This is a genomic window from Agrobacterium salinitolerans, assembly GCF_027498475.1.
GTDB lineage: Bacteria > Pseudomonadota > Alphaproteobacteria > Rhizobiales > Rhizobiaceae > Agrobacterium > Agrobacterium salinitolerans.
Window position 1 is genome coordinate 771729 of record NZ_JAPZLN010000001.1, and the last position, 21810, is coordinate 793538.

Consider the following 21810-nt stretch of genomic DNA (forward strand, 5'->3'; position numbering starts at 1 on the left):
TAAATATAACAATTCAAATGGCGGGCAACGATTTTTTAAACCAATATCGGGCCTGTTTCGACGGAAATATTGGCCAGGAACTCGACCTGAACCACGCTGAAATAAAATGCTCGCAGGAACCATTTTCCGAGAGATTTCTTTCTGTGCGATTCTTGTTCGACGAACCATCGCCCCTTGATTCTTCCCCATTGGATAAATTATGTTGGTTCCGTTCTCAGGGCGGGGTGCAATTCCCCACCGGCGGTATCGGGATTTTTCCCGGAGCCCGCGAGCGCTTCCGGTCTCCAAAGCCGGAAGGTCAGCAGATCCGGTGAGAGGCCGGAGCCGACGGTATAGTCCGGATGGAAGAGGACAAGGCATAGGACGCACGCGCGTGAGCGGGCTTCGCATTGCATTGTTCGCCCAAGGGATATTTGGCGCTTCTCGAAGCGCGAAAATGCCGCAAAACGGCATAACCCTTGAAAGGCTTGAAAGAAAATGACCATTGCTAGAATTGAAGACGCCATCGAAGCCATTTCCCGTGGCGAGATGGTGATTGTCGTTGACGACGAAGACCGCGAAAATGAAGGCGATATCATCGCCGCCTCCGACAGCATCACCCCACAACAGATCGCCTTCATGATGAACCATGCGCGCGGGTTGATCTGCGTCGCCATGCCGGGCGAGCGTCTCGATGCGCTCGACATTCCGCTGATGGTGTCGCGCAATACCGAATCCCTCAAGACGGCCTTCACCGTCTCGGTGGACTATATTCCAGGCACCACGACCGGCATTTCCGCCGCCGACCGGGCAAAGACTGTTCGCGCGCTGGTCTCCGAGGAATCGCGCCCGGAAGATTTCGCCCGTCCCGGCCACATCTTCCCGCTGCGTGCCAACCCTCAGGGCGTCCTTGGCCGCACCGGTCATACCGAAGCCGCCGTGGACCTCTGCCGCCTCGCCGGAAAATACCCCTCCGGCACCATCTGCGAAGTCGCCAATGACGACGGAACGATGGCCCGCCTCCCCCAGCTCAAGGTTTTCGCCGAACGCCACGGCCTGCTCGTCGTGACCATCAAGGACCTTGTCTCTTACCTCAAGGGCGAGGTTGTCGAGGAAGTGGCGCAGAAGCAGGTTGCGTGAGCTGCTGCTCGTGTTGTGGGTACGAAAACGCCCGGCGCAAGCCGGGCGTGAAATGGGTAACTGAAGTGCTGAAACCTCCCAGCTCCGTCATCCTCGGGCTTGACCCGAGGATGACGTGGAGTGTGGTGAACCGTCGGTTGGCACGGACGTCAATGTTTATCAGACCAGGAAGCTCAATACTTCCGCGTCGAAAACCCTACCAGCAGCAGAAACCGCCATCCACCAGCAGATCCACGCCCGTCACGAAACTAGCCGCATCTGACAGCAGGAAGATCGCCGGACCGACCATCTCATCCACGCCCGCCATGCGCTGCATTGGCGTTTGCTCTTCGAACAGCTTGGTCTGGTGCACCATTTCCGGCCGCGTGTTCATCGGCGTCGCCGTGTAGCCCGGCGAGATGGTGTTGACGCGGATGCCGCGCCCCACCCACTCCATCGCCATTGATTTCGACATGTGGATGACGCCTGCCTTCGAGGCATTGTAATGGCACTGCATCAGCCCGCGATTGACGATGACGCCCGACATGGAGGCAATGTTGACGATTGCGCCGCGGCCGTTTTTCAGCATGGCATTGGCTTCCGCCTGGCAGGAGAGGAAAACGCCCTTCAGGTTGATATCCATCATCGTCTGGAACTGGCTTTCTTCCATCTCCTCGGCCGGATTGGCATTGGCGATGCCGGCCGCATTGACGGCGAGCGAAAGTGCGCCGAGTTCTGCCTCCGTGCGGGCAACCGCTTCAGTCAGCGCCTGCTTGCTGGTGACATCGGCAGCAATCTGGATCGACTTGCGCCCGGCCTTGGCGATGAAATCAGCCGTCTGCGCCAGACCGTCATCGGTACGGCGATCGAGCAGCGCGACATTGGCGCCCGACTGGGCAAGCCCCATGGCAATACGCTGGCCGATGCCCGAGCCGGCGCCGGTGACAAGCGCCACCTGACCGGAAAGATCGAACAATTTCGGCGCGTTGAGGGTGATGGTGGACATTTTTATTTCCTTCTTCAGATCGTCGCCAGTTCCATGACCGAGACATCGTTTGCTTCGTCGCGGTTGAGGATGCCGGCCTGTTTTCCCTGCGCGAGCACGAGAATGCGGTTCGAAACGCCCAGCACCTCTTCCAGATCGGAGCTGACGACGATGACGGCCACGCCGTCTTTCGCCAGACCGACAATGATATCGTAGATTCCCGCGCGCGCGCCGACATCGATCCCGCGCGTCGGCTCGTCCAGCACCACCACGCGCGGATTTCGGGCAAGCCATTTGGCGATGACCACCTTCTGCTGGTTGCCGCCGGAAAGATCGGAGGCAGGCTGTTCGCTACGGCCCTTGACCCCAAATCTGGCGATGGCCTCTTTTGTAAAGGCGCGCTTGATGCGCGGCGTGATCCAGCCGGTGCCGACACGGTCGAGATTGGCATAGATCAGGTTTTCACCGATCTCGTGCTCCACCACCAGCCCCTGCAACTTGCGGTCTTCGGGCACCATGACGATGCCCTTGGCGATAGCGTCTGCCGGGCTTTTCAGCGTCAGCACCTTTCCGTCAAGCAGGACCTCACCTGCAAAAGTCGGATCGGCACCGGAAATGGCCCGCACCAACTCGGTGCGTCCCGCGCCGATCAAACCGGCAATACCAAGGATTTCACCGGCGCGGACGCTGAAGCTGATGTCGCGGAAAGCATTGTCCGCGCCAGTCAACCGTTTCACTTCCAGCACCGTCTTGTCCTGCGGCTCCGGCAGCGCCGGGAACAGGCGTTCCAGCGAGCGGCCGACCATGCTTTCAACAATGGTGCGCACCGGCGTCGCGCTGTCGGCAAATTCATGCACCCGCTCGCCGTCGCGCAACACGACGATACGGTCGGTAATCTGTTTGATCTCTTCCATGCGGTGGGAAATATAGATGATGCCCACGCCCTCGGCGCGCAGCTTGCGCACCTGCTCGAACAGCGCCTGCGTTTCCGCACCGCCAAGTGCGGCCGTCGGCTCGTCGAGGATCAGGAGTTTAGCATCCAGCGCCAGCGCCTTGGCGATTTCGATCAGTTGCTGGTTCGCGGTCGAGAGACCCGCCACCTTGCGGGTTGCGGGAATGTGGAGGTTGAGGCGCGCCAGCTGCTGCTGGGCTCTGCGCACCATCTCGGCGCGGTCGACAACCCCGTTTTTCATCGGCCAGCGGCCAATGAAGACGTTTTCGGCGATGGAAAGCTCCGGCAGAAGCTTCAATTCCTGATGAATGAGGACGACACCCTTGTCGATCGCCTCGCGTGGCGACGACGGCGCAAAGGGCTCACCGAGCCACGTCATCTTGCCCTCGGACGGCTCGCGCGAACCGGCGATGATGCCGGACAGCGTGGACTTGCCCGCACCGTTTTCACCCAGCAACGCGACCACCTCGCCCGGATAGACGTCGAGATCGACGGCTTTCAGAACCTCGAGCGGACCGTAACGTTTGCTGATGCCACGGAGCGAAAGAACCGGCTCGCGCATGACGGGACCTCCCAGGACATAATCGCAGTGGCGATACACCACGGCTCCGTGTCCGAAATTGCGTAAAGACAAACCAATGAATGCCCCGCGCATCCAGTCGGACGCGCGGGGCATAGGGATCAAGGATGGTTGGCGATGAAGCCTTCGACATTTTCCTTGGTGGTCAGCGTCGCATCGGAGAGCTGCACCGCCGGAACCTTCTCGCCGCCGACGATCTTGACCGCCATGTCAACAGCCATGCGGCCCATCTTCTGGGTCTGCTGTGTCGCGGTCACGTCGAACACACCGTTCTTCAGCGCCTCAAGCGCGGCCGTGTCACCATCGAAGCCACCGACGACGATCTTCTGCGAAGGGTTGGCGACCTTGATCGCCTGTGCCGCGCCGAGCGCCAGACCGTCCGCCTGCGCAAAGACGATCGAGACATCAGGATTGGCCTGCAGCATGTTCTGCATGATCTGGAAGCCTTCGTCCTGGCTCCACATGTTGGACCACTGTTCGGCAACGATCTTCACGCCGGAATTGGCCTTTACCGATTCCATGCAGCCCTTGGTGCGGTCGACTTCCGGTGTCGTGCCCTTCTGGCCGTGAATGATGACCATCTTGCCCGAACCGCCAGCCTGCTTGATGATGTAATCGCAAACCGCCTTGGCGGAAGCGACGGAATCGGTGGCGAGGAAGGTATCGCCCGGCGCGCCATCGGCATTGCGGTCGATATTGATGACCGGAACGCCGGCGGCTTTGGCAAGCTTCACCGGAACGGTCGCGGCGGCGGCACCGGCCGGGATATAGATCAGCGCGTCGATATTCTGGGTCAGCAGATCCTGGATCTGGTTGACCTGCGTCGGGCCGTCGCCCTTGGCGTCGACGGTAACGACGGCAATGCCGCGCGTCTTGGCTTCGGCTTCGACGGCCTGCTTGATCTGGTTGAAGAAGTTCGCCTGCAGATTGGCGACGGCAAGGCCGATCTTCTTGACTTCTGCGGCATTGGCAGAGCCGAGCGACAGGGCGAGAAGTGCGGCGGATGTCAGCAGAATGCGTGAAAATTTCATGATTATTCCTCCATTTGTTGATTTTTGACCTTCGGGCAGATCAAACCTCCTCCCCTCCGGCCGTTTTTTCACGCCTCCCATGCCGGGAGGGTCGTTTATTGCGCGGACGGCTCAGCACCGTCCGCAGGCAAATTCAGCTTCTGCGGCGACGCAATGTTTCAGCACCCACGGCCAGCACGATGACCACACCGATGATGACCTGCTGGAGAAAGGGAGAGACGTTGAGCAGGTTGAGGCCGTTGCGCAGCACGCCGATGATCAGCACGCCGATCAGAGTTCCGCCGATGCCGCCCGCACCGCCCGAAAGCGAGGTTCCACCGATGACAACGGCCGCAATCGTATCCAGCTCGTAACCGAAGCCGCTGGAGGGCTGAACCGAGTCGAGACGTGCGGCAAGAACGATGCCGGCAAGACCGGCAAGAACCGCGCAGGCGACATAAACGCAGATCGTCACTAGCGGCACGTTGATGCCGGCAAGACGCGCCACTTCCGGATTACCGCCCACCGCATAGACGGTACGGCCCTCGGAGCGAAAACGCAGGAAAGCCCAGGAAACCAGCACCACGATCAGCATCAGTAGCACGGTCGCGGTCAGCACGCCGAAATGGCGCTCAATCGCCAGCATCATGAACCAGTCGGGAAACCCGACGATCTGCTGTCCGTCCGTGATCATGTTGGCGAGACCGCGCGCCACAGACATCATGGCCAGCGTGGCAATGAACGCCGGCACCCGAAAGGCCGTAACCAGAATACCGACAACAAGGCCGCAGGCGGCAGAGGCGATCAGCGCCAGCACGATGGCCATGCCCATCGGCATGCCCGCGACATTGGCCGTCCAGCCCATGATCATCATCGACAGCGCCAGCACCGAGCCGACGGACAGATCGATGCCGCCGAGCAGGATCACGAAGGTCATGCCAACGGCCATGATGCCGAGAACGGTGATCTGGTCGAGAATGTTGAGACCATTTCTGAGCGAGAGGAAATTCTCGCTGGCGAAGGTCAGAAACACGCAGAGCAGCAGCAGGCCCAAAAGAGGTCCGGTCGCGCCGCTCAGCCAGGCAAGCGGGCTCCTAGTATGCGTGACCCCCTCGTTGCGTTCAATCGCGGACATGGCTCCTCCCGGTGACTGCCTTGCACTTTTTAAACCGATTAGAATAATTATTCATGACCGGTGAAACATGCATAAGCCAGTTCCGCGAAGCTTGTCAATAGGGTGTTAATGGCAGAAGGGACCCTGCGGAGGATGGCAAGGCGGTCGACTTACGTTCCTGTCCTCATTCCTGTGCCTGTCACAGGAAACCAGCCGACGCGCGTCTACGCGGCGGAAGGAGTCCTTTCGACCCCAGGACTTTGGCTGGCGGAATCCCTGTTACAAATACGGGGATGAGGACGCCGCGAATATCCTTCCGTAAGAAAAATTCTGCGACACCGGAACAGAACGGCTCGACCGAAACAAGACAATCCACAATTCCGGCTTGACAGAAACGTCATCTCTGCAATTATATAAACATCTGTATAAATATTCACACGCATGTTTTGAAGAGGATTCCATGCAGCCCCAGGAGCTAGAGCGCATTGCGCGCCAGATTCGCCTTCGCGACGTACAGGCTGTTTTTGAAGCGGGTGCGGGCCATGTCGGCGGCGAAATGTCGGCTATCGACATCATGACAGCCCTTTATTTCCGCGTCCTGCGCATCTGGCCGGATGATCCGAAGAACCCTACCCGCGACCGTTTCGTGCTTTCCAAGGGCCATACGGCCTGTGCGCTTTATGTGACACTGGCCAAGCGCGGCTTCATTCCGGAAGAGGAAATTTCGACCTTCCTGCAGCCGAATTCGCGCCTCAACGGCCATCCGAACTGCAACAAGGTGCCGGGTGTGGAAACCAATACCGGCCCGCTCGGCCATGGATTGCCTGTTGCCGTCGGCATGGCCAAGGCGGCCAAGCTTTCCGGTGCGGACTATCACACCTATGTCATGACCGGCGACGGCGAGATGCAGGAAGGCTCCAACTGGGAAGCCATCATGTCCGCAGCGCAGTTCGGCCTGAACAATCTGACGCTGATCGTCGACCACAACCGCTTCCAGCAGGGTGCGGCGCTCTCGGAAACCAATGATGTCGCGCCGCTCCGCCCGAAGCTCGAGGCTTTCGGCTGGGAAGTGAGCGAAATCAACGGCAACGCCATGGCGGACGTCGTGCCGGCGCTGGAGCATCGCGGCGACCGCCCGCATTGCATCGTCGCCCACACCAACAAGGGTCACGGCATTTCCTTCATGCAGGACCGCGTCGACTGGCACCATAAGGTTCCGAGCAGGGAACAATATGAAATCGCCGTCAAAGAACTTTCGGAGACATTGTGATGAACGCGCCCGTAACCGCCGCCAAGCTTTATGACTGCCGCGACGCTTTCGCCGAGACACTGGAAGCGCTGGCTACCAACAATGACAAGGTCGTCGCCGTTTGCAACGATTCGGTCGGCTCTTCGAAGCTCGGCGGCTTCAAGTCGAAATTCCCCGAACGCCTCGTCAATGTCGGCATTGCCGAACAGAATATGGTCGGCGTTGGCGCCGGCCTCGCCAATGGCGGCCAGCTGCCCTTCGTCTGCGGCGCATCCTGCTTCCTCACCGGCCGCGCGCTGGAGCAAATCAAGGCGGACCTTGCCTATTCGAACGCTAATGTGAAGCTGGTCGGCATCTCCTCCGGCATGGCCTATGGCGAACTCGGCCCGACGCATCATTCCATCGAGGACTTCGCCTGGACCCGCGTTCTGCCGAACCTGCCGGTAATCGCCCCCTGCGACCGTATCGAAACGGCAGCCGCCGTCAAATGGGCGGCGGACTATGCCGGCCCCTGCTTCCTGCGCCTGTCGCGTGTCGGCGTGCCGGACCTGCTGCCGGAAGGTCACGTCTTCGAACTCGGCCGCGCCAACCTGTTGCGCGAGGGTTCCGACCTGACGCTGATTGCCAACGGCACGCTGACGCACCGTATCGTCAAGGCCGCCGACATTCTGGCCAGCCGCGGTGTCAAGGTGCGCGTACTGAACATGGCAACGGTGCGTCCCATTGATGAGGCGGCCATCGTAGCAGCAGCAAAGGAAACCGGCGCGATCCTGACGGCCGAGGAACATTCGATCTTCGGCGGCCTCGGTTCAGCCGTCGCCGAAGTCGTGGTCGATCATGCACCTGTGCCGATGAAGCGTCTCGGCGTTCCCGGCGTCTTCGCCCATACCGGTTCAGCCGAATGGCTGCTCGATGAATTCGGCATGGCACCGTCCGCCATTGCCGATGCCGCTGAAGCGCTGATCAAGAGAAAATAAGGTCTCCTCCCAGAGTCGTCGCGTGTCTTCGGATGCGCGGCGACGCCCTTTCTGCAATATCGTCGTTGAATCGCCGCAAGGCAGAAACGAAAAACTGCCGACGAAAGACCCATCATGCGCGCTATTTTGTCCATCGATCAGGGCACCACCAATTCCAAGGCCATTCTTGTTTCAGAAACCGGCGAATTGCTGGCGCGCGGCTCATCGCCCGTCGGCATCACCTATCCGCAGCCCGGCTGGGTGGAACAGGAACCGCAGCGCATCTGGGCCTCGGTCTGTGAAGCGATCTCCGCCTGCCTTGCCGCCGCACACTCTGGCGTCGATGTCGTAGCCATCGCCATTTCCAACCAGCGCGAATCCGTGACCATCTGGGACGGCGAAACCGGCGAGCCGCTCGGACCAGTGCTCAGCTGGCAATGCCGCCGCACGGCGCAGGACTGCGCCGAACTGATCGAAAAGGGCCATTCCAAGCGTGTGATGGCGCTGACCGGCCTGCCGATTGACCCGATGTTTCCGGGCGCAAAAATGCGCTGGCTGCTGGAGCGCGCGCCGCAAGGCCGCCAGCTCCGCCTCGGCACCATCGATAGCTGGCTCATCCATCGCTTCACAGGCGGCAAGGTCCATGCCTGCGATGCCTCCAACGCCGCCCGCAGCCAGGTGCTCGATCTCAACCGCCAGGTCTGGAGCGAGGAGCTTTGCGAGCTCTTTGGCATCGACATCAACACACTGCCAGACCTGCGCGACAGCAGCGGCGATTTTGGCGTCACATCAGGCGTTCCCGGCATCAAGGACGGTACGCCGATCCTCGCCGCCATCGGTGACAGCCACGCCGCCCTCTTCGGCCATGGCGCGTTTAACCCCGGCGACGGCAAGGTGACCTTCGGCACCGGCTCCTCCGTCATGACGACGCTTCCGCATTTCATCGCGCCCGAACGCGGCATCACCACGACCGTCGCATGGCGGCTTGGCGGCAAACCAACCTTCGCCTTCGAAGGCAATATTCTCGTCTCGGCCGCCTCCTTGCCCTGGATGACGGATATCCTCGGCCTGCCCGATGTCGCGGCCCTTGTCGAGCTTGCCGCCACTGCCGAGCCAAACGGCCCCGGTTTCGTGCCGGCCTTCGTGGGTCTCGGTGCGCCCTATTGGGATACGAATGCACGTGGGCTTTTCTCTCAGATCAATTTCAGCACCACCCGCGCCCAGATGGCCCGCGCCGTCACCGATTCCATCGCCTTTCAGGTCCACGACGTATTCGCCGCCATGCGCGCGCAATCGCCTTCGGGCTTTGGACGGCTGTTCGTGGATGGCGGGCCGAGCCAGAACCGTTTCCTGATGCAGTGCGTCGCCAATATGCTGGAACACCCGGTCATCCAGCGCGATGCGCCGGAAGCCTCCGCGCTGGGTGCGGCCTATCTCGCCGGCCTCGCCCTCGGTTTCTGGAGCGATCTTACGGCCATCGCCGCCCTTGCCAGCCAAGGCAACACGCTCGCGCCGGCAAACGGCGAAAGCCGGCAGCGGCTTGGTATCTGGCGCGATGCGATTGCCCGCTCGACCTTGCCTGTAACCTCGGGTAATGGTGAATAAAAATTCACCCTGGAGGGCTTATGGGCAGGCTAAACGAACTTCGAATGATTTCCCGCGTGGCGCAGATGTATTTCAGCGAGCATAAACGTCAGGCGGAAATCGCCCAGCATCTCAACCTTTCCCAAGCCACCGTCTCGCGCATGCTGAAGCGTGCGGAGGCGGAAGGCATCGTCCGCACCAGCATCATTCCCCCACCCGGCACCTATAGCGATCTGGAGGCGCAGCTGCGCGAACGTTTCGACCTGCCGGAGGCCATCGTTGTCGATTGCAGCGAGGATCGTGACGGCGCCATCATGGCCCGCATCGGTGAAGCGGCCGCGCACTTTCTCGAAGTGACGCTGTCGCAGAACGAGATCATCGGCGTTTCCAGCTGGAGCCAGACGATCTTCAAGATGGTGGAAAACATCCACCCGCTTAAAGGCGCCAAGGCGCGTTATATCGTCCAGACGCTGGGCGGCATGGGCGATCCCTCGGTCCAGACTCATGCGACCCAGATCACCACCCGGCTGGCGCGGCTGACGGAGGCCGAACCAAAGCTGCTGCCAGTACCCGGCGTCGCCACTTCGCGGGAAGCCAAGCTTCTGATGCTCGCAGACCCCTTCGTGCGCGAAACCATCGATCTCTTCGGGTCCATCACTCTCGCCATCGTCGGCGTCGGCGCGGTGGAGCCATCGGAACTTCTCGCCCGCTCCGGCAACATCTTTTCCGCCAAGGAACTGGCCGATCTCGCCCAGGCAGGCGCCGTGGGCGACATATCTCTACGATTCTTCGACAGGCAAGGCAAACCGGTAAAGACGCCGCTCGATGACCGGGTCATCGGCCTGCCGCTGGAAAACCTCTCGAACGTCGACCGTGTCATTGCGCTCGCCGGCGGCTCGAAGAAGACAGAGGCCATTGCCGGGGCGCTCAGAACCGGTGTGATCGATGTGCTCGTCACCGACAAATTCACTGCCGAACGACTGGTCGGTCAGGAAACATAGCCAAGTTCCCATAAAGGAGGAGACATGAGGCGCTTTGAAGGTCAATCCGTATTCGTGACCGGAGGCAACAAGGGCATCGGTTACGGCATAGCCCGCCGTTTTGCCGATGAAGGCGCAAAAGTCGCCATCGCCTCAGTCGACAAGGACACGCATGACGCCGCCAGAAAACTGGCGGACGAAACCGGCACCGTTACCCATGGCGTCATCCTCGATGTGCGCGACGCGGCAGCGGTGCGCGAGGCCTATGGCGCCGCCGAAGAGGCGATCGGCCCGCTTTCCATTTCCGTCCAGAATGCCGGCGTCATCACCATTTCGAAAATCGAAGAGCTGACGCAGGAACAGTGGGACTTCAATCTTGACGTCAACACCAAGGGCGCGTTCCTCTGCTGCCAGGAAGCGATCCGCCGCTTCCGCGCAAGCGGCACCAAAGGCCGCCTCGTCAACACCGCCTCGGGCCAGGCGCGTCAGGGATTCATCTATACACCGCACTATGCCGCCTCAAAATTCGGCGTTGTGGGCCTGACGCAAAGTCTTGCCAAGGAGCTCGCGCCTGAGGGCATTACCGTCAACGCCATCTGCCCCGGCATCATCCACACCGAAATGTGGGACTATAACGACCGCGTCTGGGGCCAGATGCTGGGTGAGTACAAGCCCGGCGAACTGATGGCCGAATGGGTGCGCAACATCCCCATGCGCCGCGCTGGAACGCCCGCCGAAGTGGCCGCACTGGTGGCGTTTCTGGCTTCCGACGATGCGGCTTATATCACCGGCCAGACGATCAATGTCGATGGTGGGTTGATTATGTCGTAAAGGGGCTTGCTAAAGCCTCTCCTCCGTCATCCTCGGGCTTGTCCCGAGGATCTAATCACGTCCAATAAAATCAATCGGTTGCAGATCCTCGGGACAAGCCCGAGGATGACGTAGCGTGTGAGGGGAAGCTTTCCGCTATCTCTAACGATTGAGCCGTCAGTTGCGCAGCCTATACCCCGTCTTGAACATCCAGCTAACAACACCGAGGCACAGCGCCAGAAACAGCGTGATCATCGCAAGGCTGATGGCGGGATTGACGTCGGCGATCTCATAAAAACTCCAGCGGAAACCGCTGATGAGATAAAGCACCGGATTGAAATGGCTGACCGTCTGCCAGAAGGGCGGCAGCATGTCGATGGAATAGAAGCTGCCGCCAAGGAAAGTCAAAGGCGGCACCACCAGCATGGGAATAAGGTTCAGCTGCTCGAAATTCGTCGCCCAGATGCCGATGATGAAGCCGAACAGGCTGAAACTGACAGCCGTCAGCACGAAAAACAGCACCATCATGAACGGATGAGCAATCGTGATATCCACGAAGAAGGTGGCTGTTATCAGAATGATCGTCCCGATCATCAGGCCCTTGGTCGCCGCCGCCCCGACATAGCCGGCGACAATTTCCGTCATCGATACGGGCGCGGACAATATCTCATAGACCGTGCCGGTGAATTTCGGGAAATAAATGCCGAAGGACCCGTTGCCGATACATTGCGTCAGCAACGTCAGCATGATGAGACCGGGCGTTATGAAGGCGCCATAGGAAACTCCGCCAACTTCCTGAATCCGCGAACCGATCGCGGTTCCGAAGACGATGAAATAAAGGGAGGTGGAAATGACGGGCGAGACCACGCTTTGCAGCAGGGTGCGACGCGTGCGCGCCATTTCGAACAGATAGATGGCCTTGATGGCTTCGAAATTCATTTCTGGCCTCCCACCAGCGAAACGAAAATATCCTCAAGCGAACTCTGCCGCGTGGAAATATCCCTGAAATGGATGTTGGCGGCGAAAAGGGCATTCAGAACATCCGCGATGCGGACCTGCTCGCCATTATCCTCGATTTCATAGGTGATGGTGGAGCGGTCATCGGAAAGCGTCAGACCGAAGGGCGCAAGACTGTCAGGCAATTGCTCCACGGGCTGGGCAAGCTCCAGGAAAAGCTGCTTGCGGCCGAGCTTTTTCATCAGCGCCGTCTTTTCTTCCACCAGCAGCAATTCGCCGCCATTGATGACGCCCACCCGGTCGGCGATTTCTTCCGCCTCTTCGATGTAATGTGTGGTGAGGATGATGGTGACGCCTTTGGCGCGCAGCTCGGAAACCACATTCCACATGTCGCGGCGCAGCGCCACATCCACACCGGCCGTCGGCTCGTCAAGGAACAGAACCTTCGGCTCATGCGCCAGCGCCTTGGCGATCAGCACGCGCCGTTTCATACCGCCGGAAAGCTCCCGCAGCATATTGTCCTTCTTGTTCCAGAGCGACAAGGATTTCAGGATACGCTCGATCAGCTCCGGGTTCTTCTTCTGCCCGTGCAGGCCGCGCGAGAAGCTGACGGTGTTCCACACCGTCTCGAACTGGTCTGTGGTCAGCTCCTGCGGCACGAGGCCGATCAGGGCGCGAGTCTGGCGAAAATCCTTCACCACATCGTGCCCGCCGACAAGCACCGAACCTTCACCCGGATTGACGAGACCGCAGACAATCGAGATCAATGTCGTCTTGCCAGCACCGTTCGGACCGAGAAGAGCGAGGATTTCCCCCTGTTTGATATCGAGGCTGACACCTTTGAGCGCCTGAAAGCCGTTTGCGTAGGATTTTGTCAGATTCCGTATCGAAACAATGGCATTCATGGCGAATTCTTTCGAAAAACCGAGTAAGATGATCGCCATATAGACCGCAGAGGTTGCAAATGCCACCCCAGCGGACCGAACACTGCGTTCGGCAGAGACGGAAAATCAGCTGTAGATGCTATAGAAAAACTGCGCTGCGACGAAGACCAGAAATACCCCGAAGGCCCGCTCCAGCTGCTTTTTGCTGAGCGCATGGGCGAGCCTAGCGCCATAGGGCGCAACGACAAGCGTGATGGGGATCAGCAGCACCACGGCGATCCAGTTGATGAAACCGGTGGAAAACGGCGGCAGGCCCGCATCACCCCAGCCAGCCCAGATGTAACCCAGAAGCCCCGGCAGCGAAATCAGCACGCCGACACCGGAAGAGGTGGCGACCGCCTGATGGATCGTGCGTCCGTAAAGCGTCATGAAGGTATTGTTCATCACCCCGCCGCCCACGCCCATCAGGCCGGAAAAGAGCCCGATGCCGGTTCCAACAAGAAAACGGCCCGGATTTTTCGGCAGGTCGGAGCCGAGATGCCAGCTCGCCCGGTTGAAGATCATCCGGAAGGCGAGCACCAGCGCGATGAAGGCGAAGATCAGCCGCAGCGCGACGCTCGAGGCATGGGCAGCAACCACGGATGCGAGGATGGCGCCGAGCGGCACGGCGACAATCCAGCCCTTCAGCAGATCGACATCGACCGCGCCCTTTTGACGATGCGCCAGGAACGAACGAATGGAAGTGGGCACGATGATGGCAAGCGACGTGCCAAGCGACAGATGCATGCGCACCGCCTCCGGCACATCCAGCAGCCCAAAGACCTGGTAGAAGACGGGCACCAGCACCGCGCCGCCACCAATGCCGAATAGCCCCGCCAGAAGACCGGCGACCACACCCGCTGCCGCAAGCGCCGCAGCAAAGACCATCAGCTCTGAAACAGGGGGCATAAAGGCAGGCTCCCGAAGGCCATTGTCACAAACATGTGACCCTCATAGCGTATCTGAAAGGTGCGGCAAGCCATGTTGGCCGCAGGTCAGTACGGTGCGATGTCTTTTGCCGCTATCCGCGCCGGATGGACCACTCTATGGGATCGTTTTCCCATTGCATGCCTTTGCAAAGACGCCGATATCCCCCCCCCGATAAGGCTGTCTTTTTCAACCGGCCTTCGGGCCGGTCTTTTTTTGGGGTGTGACGGGCGATTATCGAGTTAGCGGGCAGAGAAGCATCCTCAACCGTCGTCATTACGGCCTTATCCAAAAATCCGCCGCCTATGTCATCGGCGGCAGCCCGATAACAAGCCGCATTCCGTATTCGACGTCATCCTCGGCCTTGTGCCAAGGATCTGCCAACATATCGCCAATAACGACGTTGCAGTTACTCGGTACAGGCCCGAGCATGACGGCGGAGACGCTTTCAAACTCAGCCGTTAACGTCCACCAGCGCGGCCTAATCGCAATGCCTGTAACCTGACTTGCGCGTGCGCAAGTCGAAATGAAAATGGTTCCAGTGGTTGGGATCGCTGCCCGGTCCGAGAACGGTGGAGAAATATTTGCAGCTATCGGACCTCACCGCCTTCAGCAGCGCTTTTTCGCGGAAGGCGAAGAAGCTTTTCTTGCGAACATCGATTTCCTTGCCGTTCTTCAGCGTGATGGTGCCGATATCGATGGCATTACCGCGTGCATGTTCTGACCACGGGTTGCTGGAGCGCGAATTCATCTTGCGGCAGGAATAACCGCCCATCGGCGTGATGCGGCCGACACCGGAGAGGTAACGGAAGCGCGAGGACGGCACGAGCTCGAACTTCACCCATTTCGCAAAGGCAAGCGTGACCTGGCAATTGAGCTTTACTGCCGGCCGGACGGCGACACCACTGGCGAGGCCACTGAGTTCGATCGGATAGTCGATACCGCAGGTCGGACCGTCAGCAATACGCGCGACATCACGGAAAGCGACGCCGAGACGGCGAAGTTCGGAGCGGCAGGCAACTTCGGAAGGCGGCATGACGCCGGGCGGCATGGACCGGTTGCTTTGCAGCCCGCCGCCCGCCATCGGATTATCAGGCATCAGCATGGCCACTTCTTCCACCGGCTGGCGACGGGAAGAGGAGCCGAGCGGCGGCGGTGGGACGAGCCGCGATTGGCTGGCCCGTTGCGTCTGGCGGGCCGGAGAGACGGCCACGGGATTATCCGTACCGATACCATCCACCACCGGCTGCGCTGAAGCGCCTTCGGCGATATCCGCATCCTGTTCTTCGGCAAGTCCGCGAACCGGCTCCACGCCCAGCATGGAATCCATATTCACGCCGCCTTCACCTTCGGCGATCTGGTTGCTGGCCATCTGCTGCGCCGGCATCGCCTGGTCCTGCATGGTCTGCGCCGGCGCAGTTGTATGGCCGCTGGCCGCCATGCGCGCCTGATGCTGGGAATCGAGTGTGGAATAACCCTGCCCACCCTGCGGCGATTGCAGCAGGGGATCCTGCGAAGCGTAAGGCTCCGGCATCGGCTGTGAGACGGCGGCAGGATAATCGGTACCCTGCCCGGCCCGCTGGGCCTGATACACCGCACCAGCCGGCGCGCTGTAACCTTGCTGCCGCGAGGAACGGATGGCGCTGACGCGCGTGGTACCGTCCACCTCCGCCGGCGGCACGAGGCCCTCCGCCGAACACGACACCATGACCGTGGAAATCATCAGCAACGTCACAAGACGACGCGGAAGGGAAACATACGCCATACGAGAACCTGTACCTTCAGCGGCCGCAATTCGCGGCAATACAGGACAAATTTTAAAGAAATGAGGTAAACGAAACCTTATTGGTTGCCGGAAATAACGAATGGCTGGTTCTGAAGGCTCAAAACAAAAAGGCGCGGCCAGGACCGCGCCTTTCAATCAGATCTAGATGCCTGACATTACGCGGCCCGCGAAACCTCCCGCCCCGCACCATGTCCAAGTTCGAAACGCGAAAGCAGCGAGCGCAGCTGGCGGCTTTCCTCGGCGAGCGTCTGGCTGGCCGCCGTCGTTTCTTCCACCATGGCGGCATTCTGCTGTGTCATCTGGTCCATGTGGTTGACGGAGGTGTTGATCTCCTGCAGGCCCGTTGCCTGCTCGCGCGCGGCCGTGGCTATGGAGTTCACATGGCCGTCGACACGGTTGACCAGCGCCACGATCTCCTCTAGCGCATCGCCCGTCGAGCGCACGAGTGCGACACCGCCGCCGACTTCTTCGGCCGAACGGTTGATAAGGGTCTTGATTTCCTTCGCCGCATTGGCGGAGCGTTGCGCCAGTTCGCGAACCTCCTGCGCCACCACGGCAAAACCACGCCCGGCCTCGCCGGCACGCGCCGCCTCCACACCGGCATTCAGCGCCAGAAGATTGGTCTGAAAGGCTATTTCGTCGATGACCGAGATGATCTGGCCGATGCGTTTCGAAGATTCCTCGATACGGCCCATGGCGTCGACGGCATTGCGCACGATCTCGCCCGAGCGGCCGGCGCTGGTTTTCGTGTCCTGCACCATTTGCCGGGCCTCGTTGGCACGCTCGGAAGCGGTGCGCACCGTGGCGGTGATCTCGTCCAGAGCCGCCGCTGTCTCCTCCAGCGCCGCCGCCTGCTGTTCGGTCCGGCGGGAAAGATTGCCGGTCGCACCGCTGATGTCGGAGGCGCTGTCATTGACCACATGCCCGGTTCTGGCGATCGCCTCGATCGCACCGTGCAACGCACCGACGGCACGATTGAAGTCCATGCGCAGCTTTTCGTAATCCTCGCCAATATCTCTGAGTGAGACGGTCAGATCGCCATTGGCAAGCGCTTCGAGCGCATTGCCCAATTGCTCCATGGCATGCGCCTGCCGTTCGGATGCGGAGCGCAGAACCATCTCGTTACCATGCCGCTCCTCCTCCAGCGCCCGCTGCTGATCCGCCTCCCGCGCCTGCAGCGCGCTGCGCTCATTGACGCTGTCGCGCAGTACCAGCAGCGTCTTGGCAATCGCGCCGATTTCATTGCGACGGTCGGCGAACTGGATATCCGCCGCGCCGTCACCGTCGGCAATCCGCCGCATGCTTTGGCGGATGAGGTCGATCGGCCGCATTACGCTCCGCACGACGGCTGCGGCCACGCCGACAACCAGAAGGCCGGCCACGACACAAAGACCGCCATTAAAATAGAGGTCGCGCCAGAACACCGCTTCAAGATCATCAACATAAACACCGGTGCCGACAATCCAGCCCCAGGGAGCAAAACCGGCGACATGGGAAAATTTCTCGACCGGCTCCGGCGCACCGGGCTTCGGCCAGTAATAATCGACAAAGCCCTTGCCGCCCGCCTTGACCGTGTTCACGAACTCGACAAACAGCGCCTTGCCGTTCGGGTCCTTGTTGGCGGTAAGGTCCGTGCCGTTCATCTCGGGTTTGATCGGATGCATCACCATTTTGGGATGCATGTCGTTGATCCAGAAATAGCCGCTGCCATTGCCATAGCGCATCGCTGCAATGGTCGTCTTGGCCTGCTGTTGCGCCGCCTCCCGCGTCAGGCTTCCGGCCTGCTCCAGCCGATAATATTGATCGAGAATGGCAACAGCGGTTTCGTTCATCGCCGCAAGCCCAGCTTTCCGTTCGCCCTCCATTTTGTGGTAGCTTTCAAACAGGCTGAATGTCAGGGCCGTAGCCAATATTGCCAGAAACAATGCGACGAGCGCATAAAGGCGCGCAGATATTGTTACGTTTTTCATGTTCCCCCTCAACGTCGCTGATGCACTTCGACCAGTCGATGTTAAAGGCGAAAAATTTATTATTATTAAACACACACATTATACGTCGGTATTATTCTTATAGTCACATAATCCTTGGCGCCATCATGCCGGACAGGCACAGCAAGCGTGAATTTTCAAACCAGCTGGCGGCATTTAAAGACACCGTTAACCGTGTAACTCCTATCCTCTTTGACCGAAATTACTTTACAGAGAGGCGCGCGATGGCCCGGCCGAATTTTCGCTATACGCATTATGACCTGAAGGAATTGCGGGCAGGCACCATCCTTGAAATATCCCTGTCCGCCGTCAACAATGTCCGGCTGATGACGGGCGCCAATTTTCAGCGTTTCACCGAATTGCTCGATTTCAAATATCTCGGCGGCGTCGCGAAAAAATCGCCGATCCGCATCGCCGTTCCCGAGACATTGCACTGGCATCTGGTGATCGATGCCGAAGGCCATAGCGGCCTGGCGGAATCCTCGGTCAAGATGCTGCCCGCGCAGCCCCAGGCGGCGCCACATCGCAAGGCGTCCTGATCGCATTTACAAACAATCAGTTACGTCCATTTTCCGACTCAATCTACCAGCGACTTGAATCTCTTTCTCAAGATCGCCCGCGGCGCACTTTCCGGCCGGGACGCCGCAAACCCTAGCGCGTCGCGCGCTCGCGACGCAGCTTCGCCCACCAGTCGAGGCGCTTGCGGATTTCCCTTTCGAAGCCTCGATCCGGCGGATCGTAAAAGGTCGTGCGCCCCATCTTCTCCGGGAAGTAATCCTGCCCCGAAAAAGCATCCGGCTCATCATGGTCGTAACGGTAACCATCGCCATAACCCTCGCCCTTCATGAGCTTGGTTGGCGCGTTCAGAATATGTTTCGGCGGCACCAGCGAGCCGTTTTCCTTGGCCGCCCGCATGGCCGACTTGAAGGCGGTATAAACGGCGTTCGATTTCGGCGCGGTCGCGAGATAGACGCAAGCCTGCGCCAGCGCCAACTCACCCTCGGGTGAGCCGAGATAGTCATAGGCGTCCTTGGCGGCGTTGCAGACGGTCAAAGCCTGCGGATCGGCAAGGCCGATATCCTCAACGGCCATACGGACCAGCCGCCGCCCAAGATAAAGCGGGTCCTCGCCGGCATCGAACATGCGCGCGAGATAATAAAGTGCCGCATCCGGATCCGAACCGCGCACCGACTTATGCAGCGCGGAGATGAGATTGTAATGGCCGTCCTGGCTCTTGTCGTAAACGGGCGCACGGCGCTGCACGATGCGCGTCAGCCCTTCGGTATCGAAGGTCTCGTCCTTGCGCGCCGCGCGCCAGACCTCCTCGGCAAGCGTCAGCACGGCGCGGCCATCGCCGTCGGCCATGCGGATCAGGCTGGCCCGTGCCTCTTCCGTCAACGGCAGGGACTTGCCCTCCGCCTCCTCGGCGCGCTTGAGAAGCTCGCTCAGGCTATCCTCGTCATGCGAGCGGAATGTCAACACACGCGCCCGCGACAACAGAGCGGCATTGAGTTCGAAAGACGGGTTTTCGGTGGTGGCGCCCACCAGAATAATGGTACCGTCCTCCATGACAGGCAGAAAACTGTCCTGCTGGGCGCGGTTGAAGCGATGAATCTCGTCTACGAAAAGCAGCGTCTGCCGGCCATTCATCCGCCGTGTGCGCGCCGCCTCGAAAACCTTCTTGAGATCGGCGACACCGGAAAAGATCGCCGAGATTTGCTCGAAAGCCAGCCCCGCTTCGCCGGAAAGCAACCGGGCAACCGTGGTCTTGCCGGTGCCGGGCGGCCCCCAGAAGATCATCGACCCCAGTGAGCCGCTATCGATCATGCGGCGCAGCACGCCCTCCTCACCCGTCAGATGCGGCTGCCCGCTCACCTCCGCCAGCGTCTTGGGACGCAGACGATCGGCAAGAGGCCGCCGGTTGGCGACCTCGACGGGCACTTGCGGGGCGAAGAGATCGTCGCTCATCGCAGGAACTGCCGGATGCGCTGCCCGTCACGCAGGATTTCCACCCGCCAGAAGCCGGGATTGTCGTCCAGCGCCTTCTCGACAGCGGCGGTGGTGCCGATATCCGCGCCGTTCAGCGACAGGATCACGTCTTTCGGCTGGAAACCGACACGATAAGCCGGGGAACCGCGCTTCACATCGGTAATGACAACGCCGGTCACCTGCGACGGCATACGCAATTCATCGGCAAGCTTTGGCGAAAGATTGGCGACAGTCGCGCCGGCGAAGGGATTGCGCCCCTCAATCAGCCGTTCATCGCGCGGTGCGGTTTCCGGCGCGGTATCGAGCGCGATGGTCACCTTCTTCTCTTTCCCCTTGTCCATGACGGTCAGTTCGGCGGATTTGCCGATGCCGGCGGTCGTCAGGCGATAACCCAGCGCATCCGGATGCTCCACCTCGAAGCCGTTGACGGCGGTAACCACCTGCCCCGGCTCAATGCCCGCCTTCTCCGCCGGCCCACCCTTGATGACGCTGACGACCAGCGCGCCACGGGCGCGATGCAGACCAAGCGCCTCGGCGACATCCGATGTCACCGGATCGAAAGTTGCGCCGATATAGGGCCGCTGGAAGCTTGCATCGCCACGCTCGGCGGCAGCGACGAAAACTCGGACAAGATTGGCGGGAATGGCGAAACCGATGCCGTTCGAGCCGCCGCCCTTGGAGAAGATGGCCGTGTTGATGCCAATCAGCTCACCCGCCATGTTCATCAACGCACCGCCGGAGTTGCCGGGGTTGATGGAGGCGTCGGTCTGAATGAAGAAACCGAAATCGCCCTGCGTCACCTGGTTACGCGCAAGGCCGGAAACGATGCCGCTCGTCACCGTCTGGCCGACACCGAAGGGATTGCCGATGGCGAGCACCAGATCACCGACCTCGATCTTGTCAGAATTTCCGAGCGACAGTACCGGGAACTGCTCCTTCGCATCGATCTGCAGAACGGCGAGATCGACGCGATCATCCTTTAGCAGCACCTTTGACGAAAATTCACGCCCATCCGCCAGCGCCACCTTGATGTCATCGGCGCCGTCGATGACGTGATTGTTGGTCACCACGAGGCCGCTGGCGGTCACGATGACGCCGGAGCCGAGCGATGACTGCTTCTCCGTACGGTTCGGCATCTGCTGGCCGAAGAACTGTTCGAAGAAAGGATCACCAGCAAACGGCGACAGACGCCGTTGCACGACGCGTTCGGCATAAACATTCACCACCGCGCCTGCGGTGCGCTTGACCAGCGGCGCGAAAGAAAGCTGCATTTCCGTGTGGCTCGACGGCACGGTCCTGTTATCCTGCGCCGCAGCACCCACGGGCAGGAGAATGAGCGCGGCGAGAAAGCCGGTGGACAGATACTTCAACACGCTTCGCATGTGATTCCTCATCGTCATCAGTATGATGGAGTTATAACGTCAAAGCCTGTAAAGCAAAGAGCGGCAAGATGATGGCCGTCCCTTTTCAGGCATGGTATCGGCGGGCGACATTGGAACCAACAGCGCCCCTTTTCGGTTTCACCGGCACCTGACTGCCCTTTAAAAGAGACGACCCATGCATCTGAAACCGATCCTCCTTGCCTGCGGCATCCTTTTCACTTCCTCCCTCGTTTCACCGGCCAGCGCGGCAAGCTTCGATTGCGCCAAGCCCGATCTGGCGGCGGATGAAAAAGCGATCTGTGACAACCGCGCGCTGAACGACCAGGATGTGAAGATGGCCACCACCTTCGACATTCTGACCCAGTTGATGGCGATGGGCGCGCGCGACACTTTGCGCGACGAGCAGAGCCAATGGCTGAAGAAACGCCAGGAATGCGCAGCCGATGTGGCCTGCCTGACGCGTTCTTACGAGGAACGTATGAAGCGCCTCGGGGAAGCCTTCCAGAGCATCAATCGACCGCTCTAACCGTTAGCCTGCCT

Annotated in this window: 19 protein-coding genes and 1 riboswitch; of the genes, 8 read left to right on the plus strand and 11 right to left on the minus strand. The window is 60.2% G+C overall.

Annotated features, from left to right (window positions below; genetic code table 11):
- Positions 1-206 precede the first annotated feature (206 nt).
- A riboswitch (FMN riboswitch) is annotated at positions 207-357 on the plus strand.
- 120 nt (positions 358-477) lie between these two features.
- Positions 478-1119, plus strand: coding sequence for a 3,4-dihydroxy-2-butanone-4-phosphate synthase (gene ribB, locus O9X91_RS03740; RefSeq protein ID WP_142911482.1), 642 nt, complete (start codon positions 478-480; stop codon positions 1117-1119).
- Between the two features lie 196 nt (positions 1120-1315).
- On the opposite strand, the gene O9X91_RS03745 is transcribed toward ribB, so the two are convergent.
- The 4 genes from O9X91_RS03745 to O9X91_RS03760 form a co-directional block, all read right to left on the minus strand.
- Positions 1316-2104 carry an SDR family oxidoreductase gene (locus tag O9X91_RS03745; RefSeq protein ID WP_065115987.1) on the minus strand — a complete coding sequence of 263 codons (789 nt, stop codon included), beginning with the start codon at positions 2102-2104 and terminating at the stop codon, positions 1316-1318.
- 14 nt (positions 2105-2118) lie between these two features.
- Positions 2119-3597: a sugar ABC transporter ATP-binding protein gene (locus tag O9X91_RS03750; protein WP_142911483.1), complete on the minus strand. Its 1479-nt coding sequence runs from the start codon at positions 3595-3597 to the stop codon at positions 2119-2121.
- Positions 3598-3716: 119 nt separating this feature from the next.
- Complete coding sequence (locus O9X91_RS03755) at positions 3717-4646, minus strand: sugar ABC transporter substrate-binding protein (RefSeq protein ID WP_077983815.1); 930 nt, start codon at positions 4644-4646, stop codon at positions 3717-3719.
- A gap of 133 nt (positions 4647-4779) precedes the next feature.
- On the minus strand, positions 4780-5760 hold the full coding sequence (locus O9X91_RS03760) for an ABC transporter permease (RefSeq protein ID WP_077983816.1): 981 nt from the start codon (positions 5758-5760) through the stop codon (positions 4780-4782).
- 439 nt (positions 5761-6199) lie between these two features.
- Between O9X91_RS03760 and O9X91_RS03765 the strand changes: the two genes are divergently transcribed.
- The 5 genes from O9X91_RS03765 to O9X91_RS03785 all read left to right on the plus strand — a co-directional run bounded on the left by O9X91_RS03765 (position 6200) and on the right by O9X91_RS03785 (position 11339).
- Entirely contained in the window at positions 6200-7009 is an 810-nt protein-coding gene (locus O9X91_RS03765; protein WP_137410625.1) for a transketolase, read from the plus strand.
- On the plus strand, positions 7009-7965 hold the full coding sequence (locus O9X91_RS03770) for a transketolase family protein (protein WP_077983818.1): 957 nt from the start codon (positions 7009-7011) through the stop codon (positions 7963-7965). Before O9X91_RS03765 ends, O9X91_RS03770 begins: the two co-directional genes overlap by 1 nt.
- A 114-nt stretch (positions 7966-8079) precedes the next feature.
- Positions 8080-9549: an FGGY family carbohydrate kinase gene (locus O9X91_RS03775; protein ID WP_269834037.1), complete on the plus strand. Its 1470-nt coding sequence runs from the start codon at positions 8080-8082 to the stop codon at positions 9547-9549.
- Between the two features lie 20 nt (positions 9550-9569).
- A complete protein-coding gene (locus O9X91_RS03780) occupies positions 9570-10529 on the plus strand; it encodes a sugar-binding transcriptional regulator (RefSeq protein WP_162520294.1) in 960 nt (319 codons plus the stop codon).
- Between the two features lie 24 nt (positions 10530-10553).
- Complete coding sequence (locus tag O9X91_RS03785; protein ID WP_077983821.1) at positions 10554-11339, plus strand: SDR family oxidoreductase; 786 nt, start codon at positions 10554-10556, stop codon at positions 11337-11339.
- A gap of 156 nt (positions 11340-11495) precedes the next feature.
- Here the strand turns inward: O9X91_RS03785 and O9X91_RS03790 are convergent, their stop codons facing one another.
- From O9X91_RS03790 to O9X91_RS03810, 5 genes are all read right to left on the minus strand, one after another.
- Positions 11496-12257: an ABC transporter permease gene (locus O9X91_RS03790; protein WP_080790418.1), complete on the minus strand. Its 762-nt coding sequence runs from the start codon at positions 12255-12257 to the stop codon at positions 11496-11498.
- Entirely contained in the window at positions 12254-13180 is a 927-nt protein-coding gene (locus O9X91_RS03795; protein ID WP_077983844.1) for an ABC transporter ATP-binding protein, read from the minus strand. The genes O9X91_RS03790 and O9X91_RS03795 overlap by 4 nt, the downstream gene beginning before the upstream one ends.
- 105 nt (positions 13181-13285) lie before the next feature.
- Positions 13286-14107, minus strand: coding sequence for a sulfite exporter TauE/SafE family protein (locus tag O9X91_RS03800; protein WP_137410627.1), 822 nt, complete (start codon positions 14105-14107; stop codon positions 13286-13288).
- 499 nt (positions 14108-14606) lie between these two features.
- Complete coding sequence (locus tag O9X91_RS03805) at positions 14607-15890, minus strand: extensin-like domain-containing protein (RefSeq protein WP_269834038.1); 1284 nt, start codon at positions 15888-15890, stop codon at positions 14607-14609.
- Positions 15891-16066: 176 nt separating this feature from the next.
- Complete coding sequence (locus tag O9X91_RS03810) at positions 16067-17881, minus strand: methyl-accepting chemotaxis protein (RefSeq protein ID WP_269827079.1); 1815 nt, start codon at positions 17879-17881, stop codon at positions 16067-16069.
- Between the two features lie 242 nt (positions 17882-18123).
- Between O9X91_RS03810 and O9X91_RS03815 the strand changes: the two genes are divergently transcribed.
- Complete coding sequence (locus O9X91_RS03815; RefSeq protein ID WP_080790415.1) at positions 18124-18438, plus strand: DUF1883 domain-containing protein; 315 nt, start codon at positions 18124-18126, stop codon at positions 18436-18438.
- A 112-nt stretch (positions 18439-18550) separates the two neighbouring features.
- On the opposite strand, the gene O9X91_RS03820 is transcribed toward O9X91_RS03815, so the two are convergent.
- Together O9X91_RS03820 and O9X91_RS03825 are read right to left on the minus strand one after the other, a co-directional pair.
- Positions 18551-19867 carry a replication-associated recombination protein A gene (locus tag O9X91_RS03820; protein WP_077983826.1) on the minus strand — a complete coding sequence of 439 codons (1317 nt, stop codon included), beginning with the start codon at positions 19865-19867 and terminating at the stop codon, positions 18551-18553.
- Complete coding sequence (locus tag O9X91_RS03825; RefSeq protein WP_269834039.1) at positions 19864-21270, minus strand: DegQ family serine endoprotease; 1407 nt, start codon at positions 21268-21270, stop codon at positions 19864-19866. Before O9X91_RS03825 ends, O9X91_RS03820 begins: the two co-directional genes overlap by 4 nt.
- Positions 21271-21445: 175 nt before the next feature.
- On the opposite strand from O9X91_RS03825, the gene O9X91_RS03830 reads away from it, so the two are divergent.
- Positions 21446-21796, plus strand: coding sequence for a lysozyme inhibitor LprI family protein (locus tag O9X91_RS03830; protein WP_142911488.1), 351 nt, complete (start codon positions 21446-21448; stop codon positions 21794-21796).
- Positions 21797-21810 lie beyond the last annotated feature (14 nt).

Coding starts and splice junctions, on each gene's coding strand:
- ribB (WP_142911482.1), top strand. CDS start 478: ATGACCATTGCTAGAATTGAAGACGCCATCGAAGCCATTTCCCGTGGC.
- O9X91_RS03745 (WP_065115987.1), bottom strand. CDS start 2,104: ATGTCCACCATCACCCTCAACGCGCCGAAATTGTTCGATCTTTCCGGT.
- O9X91_RS03750 (WP_142911483.1), bottom strand. CDS start 3,597: ATGCGCGAGCCGGTTCTTTCGCTCCGTGGCATCAGCAAACGTTACGGT.
- O9X91_RS03755 (WP_077983815.1), bottom strand. CDS start 4,646: ATGAAATTTTCACGCATTCTGCTGACATCCGCCGCACTTCTCGCCCTG.
- O9X91_RS03760 (WP_077983816.1), bottom strand. CDS start 5,760: ATGTCCGCGATTGAACGCAACGAGGGGGTCACGCATACTAGGAGCCCG.
- O9X91_RS03765 (WP_137410625.1), top strand. CDS start 6,200: ATGCAGCCCCAGGAGCTAGAGCGCATTGCGCGCCAGATTCGCCTTCGC.
- O9X91_RS03770 (WP_077983818.1), top strand. CDS start 7,009: ATGAACGCGCCCGTAACCGCCGCCAAGCTTTATGACTGCCGCGACGCT.
- O9X91_RS03775 (WP_269834037.1), top strand. CDS start 8,080: ATGCGCGCTATTTTGTCCATCGATCAGGGCACCACCAATTCCAAGGCC.
- O9X91_RS03780 (WP_162520294.1), top strand. CDS start 9,570: ATGGGCAGGCTAAACGAACTTCGAATGATTTCCCGCGTGGCGCAGATG.
- O9X91_RS03785 (WP_077983821.1), top strand. CDS start 10,554: ATGAGGCGCTTTGAAGGTCAATCCGTATTCGTGACCGGAGGCAACAAG.
- O9X91_RS03790 (WP_080790418.1), bottom strand. CDS start 12,257: ATGAATTTCGAAGCCATCAAGGCCATCTATCTGTTCGAAATGGCGCGC.
- O9X91_RS03795 (WP_077983844.1), bottom strand. CDS start 13,180: ATGAATGCCATTGTTTCGATACGGAATCTGACAAAATCCTACGCAAAC.
- O9X91_RS03800 (WP_137410627.1), bottom strand. CDS start 14,107: ATGCCCCCTGTTTCAGAGCTGATGGTCTTTGCTGCGGCGCTTGCGGCA.
- O9X91_RS03805 (WP_269834038.1), bottom strand. CDS start 15,890: ATGGCGTATGTTTCCCTTCCGCGTCGTCTTGTGACGTTGCTGATGATT.
- O9X91_RS03810 (WP_269827079.1), bottom strand. CDS start 17,881: ATGAAAAACGTAACAATATCTGCGCGCCTTTATGCGCTCGTCGCATTG.
- O9X91_RS03815 (WP_080790415.1), top strand. CDS start 18,124: ATGGCCCGGCCGAATTTTCGCTATACGCATTATGACCTGAAGGAATTG.
- O9X91_RS03820 (WP_077983826.1), bottom strand. CDS start 19,867: ATGAGCGACGATCTCTTCGCCCCGCAAGTGCCCGTCGAGGTCGCCAAC.
- O9X91_RS03825 (WP_269834039.1), bottom strand. CDS start 21,270: ATGCGAAGCGTGTTGAAGTATCTGTCCACCGGCTTTCTCGCCGCGCTC.
- O9X91_RS03830 (WP_142911488.1), top strand. CDS start 21,446: ATGCATCTGAAACCGATCCTCCTTGCCTGCGGCATCCTTTTCACTTCC.